Here is a 5,425-nt window from a genome sequence, read left to right as displayed (position 1 = left end):
TTTTAACAAATCATTAAGTGCTAAACGAATAGTTTTTTATCAAAGTTCACTAAAAACAATTGCTCACTTGCTCGGGTAATGGCAGTATACAGCCAACGGACATACTCTTTATCTATGCTATCCTCCTTAAGGTAACCCTGATCTACAAAAACTATTGGCCACTGCCCACCCTGCGCCTTATGACAAGTGATGGCATATGCAAATTTTACCTGAAGGGCATTTAAATAAGGATCCCTTTTAAGCGCTTCTCGAAATTCCTTTCTCGACATGTCCCCATAATCCTCGCTAACAGCAGCATAAAGTTGCTGGTTCTGTTCGCTGGTCAATGAAGGTGCTTCTGAATACAAAGTATCTAACATCACCATGGCCTCAAAGCTATTATCTACATTGGTATCCAAAAGCCTCAATTGAAGTTTAGCGAATCTAAATCCATACATTTCATCAAATGAAATGATCTTTAATATCTCTACAAAGTCGCCATTAGCAATAAAGTCACCGGCCACCTCATCAGGGGAATGAACATAATTATTTCTCACAACCATCAAGAATTCGCCAGCTTCAATCTCCGATTCATAAAAATGCAGAGAGTTTCTTATATATCTATTATACCCATTGGCTGACTTGTTTGATCTGCAAATAATCATGGTATTCTCAATGCCATAATTATCATAAGCATACCTCAATCCATCTTCCAACCTCTCTCCAGTCATTTTAAAAATATCCGGATACCTGACATTAAATTGAATCTGTTGTTTTTCCTGAGTTAACAGATTTCTAAGGTTAGTGGCATTAAACAAAATGCCAGATTCCCGCTCTTGACGCATCACCTCGGTCAGCATTATCTCCTCCACATCAAGTTTATAATCACTCTTAAGATAGTCTGCATTCAACGCTGGACTCAACAATTGCCCTACAGGTGGTAGCTGAGCATTATCACCAATGAGAATAAGTTTGTTGCTGCTATCTGAAAAAATAAAGCTCAGAAGATCCGATAACAGCCCTGACTTACCAAAGCCTGCCTCTTCACTTATCATCGAAGCCTCATCTACAATGAATACCGTGTTCTTAGCATAGTTTTTCTGCTTCTTAAAAGAAAGTGCATCTCCACCCTGAGCCACCTGTTTATAAATTTTCTTATGAATGGTAAAGGCCATTCGCTTACAGTAGGAAGACATCACCTTGGCGGCCCGGCCTGTAGGCGCGAGCAAAGAAAACTTGTAATTGAATAGTGGCAACACCTGAACCAGCGTGGTAACAATAGTGGTTTTACCTGTACCTGCAAACCCTCTTACCATAAGAACCGGTAAATCTTTGTCTTCAATTAATTGATCTACCTTTTCAAAGAAGTCTAGCTGACCCTGGGTAGGCTCGAAGGGAAACTTTTGAAATAATATTTCGGAAGGTTTGGGCACTATCTTATGTCTTCCGGAAAAATGGTGACCATAGTCGCTGATGCTTTAGCTATTAAAGTTTCTACTCCATCTTTAACAGCCCAAACTTCAGACTCACAAAAATTCATTTTTCTACCTTGCTTCAAGACCCATCCTCTTGAAATGAGCTGCTCCCCCACACCTGGGTTTAAATAAGAGATTTTAATTTCTCCAGTTACTACCTGCTGATCTGACGCTACCAGCGTTACGGCAGCAAAACCCGCGGTAATATCAGCTAGTGTTGCTACCAGACCTCCATGAGCAAAGCCCGCTTGTTGTTTATGGATCTCCTGCAAATCAAGCCTACCTTCCGTCTTACCAACTTCAATAACATCTAGCTGGAAGCCGATATGCTTCATGAAGAATTGTCTATCCAGATGTTTTAGTACTCTATTTTTAAAATCAGGGTTAAATGTTTTCATACAGTAATTCCTTTGGTCGCAAATATAGTAGAACACTGACAACCCACTTTCAACTGAGTGTATTATTCCATATTATTAACAAATGAATGCTGTAAATGAAATTTTTGGTGGTAAGGTTAGGATTAGAGTGTGCGGCATCTGCATTGAGCATAACAGTATTTTGCTTATCAAACATGATAAGCTTGGAGAACTTGGCGAATTATGGGCACCTCCCGGTGGTGGAATCAACTTCAATGAATCTACCGAAGATGCCCTTAAAAGAGAGTTTTATGAGGAAACAGGTTTAAAAATTACCGTTAATAAATTTCTTTGTGTCAATGAATTTCATTCAGGTAACTTGCACGCTATTGAGCTATTTTTCAAAGTCACAAGACAAAAAGGAAGTCTCAAAACGGGCATAGACCCAGAGTTAAAGGCTGATCAGCAGATAATTAAGGAAGTTAAATTTGTGACTTTTGAAGATTTGATAGTTATACCTAATAAAAAAAGGCATAATATCCTGCAAGGAAGTGTAAATGAAGAATATGTATTAAATATGAAAGGCCATTTTAAATTATGGCAATAATTCCATTAATTAGCGGGTATATTATTTATGTTTTACCTCTTAAAAGACTTATTATTGCATTCTAAATTTGTAAGAAATGAACGTTACTAAAATAATCTCTATTGTTCTTTTGGTTCTTAGCCTTGGGTTGGGTTATTACCTTATAAGCAGTGTTAAATCCACTATTGATGACCAAGCGATGATTGCCGAAAGAGAAGGTGCCATCATTGAAAAATTAATGCTAATAAGAGAAGCTGAAGAAGTTTATCTAGAGGTAAATGGAAATTATACCAGCGACTGGGATAAGTTGATTGATTTTATTGAAAATGGTCAATACCCTATCATTCAAAAGAAAGAAAGAGTTGTAACATTAAGTTATGGCGCTGATAGTTCAATTATCACTTATGATACGCTTGATATTATTCCTGCAAAAGAAAGAATATTCAAAACTGCCCATAACGTAAATGCTGCCAACAACGGTACTTTCGTAAGCTTTGCGGTTGCACCTGGAGAAGAAGCTATAAAAGGAGCTCCTGCTTATACATTAGTTCAAAACGGAAAGAATGTAACTCACAAATTCAAAGAGAGCGGAAGAGTAAAAAGTAGAAAAAGATTTACAGCAGGTCAGGAAATTACTAAAGGTGATTTAATGATGTCATTGGAAGAAACCAAATATGATCAGTCAATTGATATAAGCAGACTAGCTTATGTACCTGGTTATGAATATTCAGAAGAAGTTAAATTCGACATTTTTGCTGCTGAAATTGAAAGAAGCAATACGTTGGTTGATGTAGTTGAGGTTAAAAATCCTAAGCCATTCGATCCGACTAGAAGCGAAAATAATGAAGCAAAAAACAAGAAACCTTTAAGGTTTGGTTCTAAAACTGATGTAACTTTATCAGGTAACTGGGAATAAACCATTGAATACAACAACTGCAGGCTATAAGCTAATAAAGAAAATAAAGGACGCTAAGTTTGATGTAGATCAACTTCATCAGTATAATCTACTTCTTCAAGTTGGGGTTCGTGACCTGCAGGTATCCATCATAGATTCAAGTAGCAATAGAACATTGCTACTTGAAGATTATGTGCTACCAAGTGTAAAAACTTACAAAGAGCTACAATCAAATCTGGAAAATCTGTTTGCTGACCACCATCTACTGATGGCAGGTTTCTGGAAAACAGTAAAAGTCAGCATTAAGAATAACAAGTTTTCATTAGTCCCCTCTTCTTTATTTGTTAAAGAAGCCATGGTAGACTACCTGAGACTGAATGCTAAGATCAATACAGAGACAGAAGAGATTCTGTACTACAAACATATAAAATCTGATGCCATCTGTGTTTTTGCCATGAATAAGGTATTGCACAATTGGTTTACAAACCTTTATCCTAATGCAGAGGTTGGATTCATTCATCAGTCAAGCTCTTTGATTGAAGGAGCCATTAACTTTGCCAAAATCAATAAGAAGGATTCTATGTACTTGTACATAGACCGTTTCAAGTTGCACATTGTAACGCTTAGAAATGGACAACTGGAGTATTACAATCAGTTTGGCATCAAACAGTTTAGTGAATACATTAGATACATTATGCTGGTGATGAAGGGTCTTAATAAAAGTCAGCAAAAAAGTGATGTAGTGATTTGGGGTTATATTGGAAAGCAATCGCCTCATTATAATGAATTCTACAAGTTCATCAAGAATATTTCTTTTGGTGACAGACCTGAATATTTGAAGTTCGGTTTTGTTTTTGACGAAGTGCAAGATCACCATTTCTTTGATCTGTACAGCATGCACCTTTGCTCCTAAATTTCTATTATGAAAAAGGTAGCCATTTTTCCAGGCTCATTTGACCCATTTACAAAAGGTCATGAAGATATTGTACTCAGAGGACTTGCTCTTTTTGATGAACTAATCATTGCCATTGGTCATAACAATCAGAAGAATAATAGATACTTTGAGGTAGACAAAATGGTTGGCTATATTGAAGAGACCTTCAAATCCTTTGATAACATTAAGGTTATAGTTTACAACGAGCTTACCGCTGATCTTGCAAAAAAATATGATGCTAAATTTTTACTTAGAGGCCTTAGAAACACCACAGACTTCGAGTATGAAAACAGTATCTCTCAGGTAAACAGGTACCTAAACGAATCATTAGAATCTGTTTTCTTAATTACCTCTCCAAAGTTCGCTTCTATAAGCTCTACCATTATAAGAGAGGTGCACAAATATAAAGGTGATGTGAATGAGTTTTTGCCTTATAAAATTGATTAAGAGGGCACTTCTGTATTAGTACTCTCTTTAGATTTCTCCTTCTCAAAGTACTTGTCAAAAACAAATCTGATGGATTTGTACGAGTCTTCTAAAGCGTGAAAAACTTCTTTTGGAGCCATCCATCTTACTTCTTCAATATCTTCTTCAATTTGGGGCTTCATGTGCTTATCCTTAACCACATCCATTGAGTACCATGTAGTTTTTTTAAGAATCTTCTTGCGCTTCATTGTATATGTGTGCCAGGTAGTACATATCTTTTTATCTAGTTCTACGGACACGCCACACTCTTCTTCCACTTCACGCTTAGCAGCAGCTTTTACATTTTCATTTTTCTCAAGTTTGCCCTTAGGAAGGTCCCATTTCTTGAGTCGATAAATCATCAAAATTTTATCTTTCTTTCTTACCAGCCCACCTGAAGCTTTAATAATCTTAAACTTCTTTTTAAGAAACCTCTTCACCTCTTCATAATCATCTACCGACAAGGTTAGGGATATCAACCCACCCATACTGGTAGTATCCAGCAAGTCTAGTATTTTATCAATTTCATCTGTTTTGGCATGCTTGATCCAGACGCGGTGTAAAAGCTTGGCTTTAGTAATAGGCTCAATCTCCGAGTTTATAACCAAATTAAAATCCCTCTTATCTGGCTTTACCTGCGGGCGAAGTATTTGAACGGGGGTGTCATTGATGAAGAGGTTCATCCAATTTAATCTATCGTTGAGTGACACAAATGAATGTAAAATTTATTTGCGC

Annotated in this window: 7 protein-coding genes; 4 read left to right on the top strand and 3 right to left on the bottom strand. The window is 36.8% G+C overall.

Annotation, left to right across the window (positions count from 1 at the left end):
• Nucleotides 1–20 precede the first annotated feature (20 nt).
• Both E1140_RS07660 and E1140_RS07655 read right to left on the bottom strand, forming a co-directional pair.
• Entirely contained in the window at nucleotides 21–1,412 is a 1,392-nt protein-coding gene (locus tag E1140_RS07660) for an AAA family ATPase (protein ID WP_185153473.1), read from the bottom strand.
• On the bottom strand, nucleotides 1,412–1,852 hold the full coding sequence (locus E1140_RS07655) for a PaaI family thioesterase (protein WP_155181223.1): 441 nt from the start codon (nucleotides 1,850–1,852) through the stop codon (nucleotides 1,412–1,414). Before E1140_RS07655 ends, E1140_RS07660 begins: the two co-directional genes overlap by 1 nt.
• 82 nt (nucleotides 1,853–1,934) lie before the next feature.
• Between E1140_RS07655 and E1140_RS07650 the strand changes: the two genes are divergently transcribed.
• The 4 genes from E1140_RS07650 to coaD all read left to right on the top strand — a co-directional run bounded on the left by E1140_RS07650 (nucleotide 1,935) and on the right by coaD (nucleotide 4,672).
• Nucleotides 1,935–2,417, top strand: coding sequence for an NUDIX domain-containing protein (locus E1140_RS07650; RefSeq protein WP_155181220.1), 483 nt, complete (start codon nucleotides 1,935–1,937; stop codon nucleotides 2,415–2,417).
• A 76-nt stretch (nucleotides 2,418–2,493) separates the two neighbouring features.
• Nucleotides 2,494–3,312, top strand: coding sequence for a hypothetical protein (locus tag E1140_RS07645; protein ID WP_155181217.1), 819 nt, complete (start codon nucleotides 2,494–2,496; stop codon nucleotides 3,310–3,312).
• Between the two features lie 4 nt (nucleotides 3,313–3,316).
• Nucleotides 3,317–4,204 (top strand): DUF3822 family protein, encoded by an 888-nt coding sequence (locus tag E1140_RS07640; protein WP_155181214.1) that lies wholly within the window; start codon nucleotides 3,317–3,319, stop codon nucleotides 4,202–4,204.
• Between the two features lie 9 nt (nucleotides 4,205–4,213).
• Nucleotides 4,214–4,672: a pantetheine-phosphate adenylyltransferase gene (gene coaD, locus E1140_RS07635; RefSeq protein ID WP_155181209.1), complete on the top strand. Its 459-nt coding sequence runs from the start codon at nucleotides 4,214–4,216 to the stop codon at nucleotides 4,670–4,672.
• Here the strand turns inward: coaD and E1140_RS07630 are convergent.
• Nucleotides 4,669–5,373, bottom strand: a complete 705-nt coding sequence (locus tag E1140_RS07630; RefSeq protein WP_155181207.1) for an NUDIX hydrolase — start codon at nucleotides 5,371–5,373, stop codon at nucleotides 4,669–4,671. The genes coaD and E1140_RS07630 overlap by 4 nt on opposite strands.
• Between the last annotated feature and the right edge of the window lie 52 nt (nucleotides 5,374–5,425).

The sequence above is a fragment of the Fulvivirga lutimaris genome (genome assembly GCF_009711525.1).
Lineage (GTDB): Bacteria > Bacteroidota > Bacteroidia > Cytophagales > Cyclobacteriaceae > Fulvivirga > Fulvivirga lutimaris.
The sequence above is the reverse complement of the archived record's forward strand: the minus strand, read 5'-3'. Positions and strand labels throughout refer to the sequence as shown.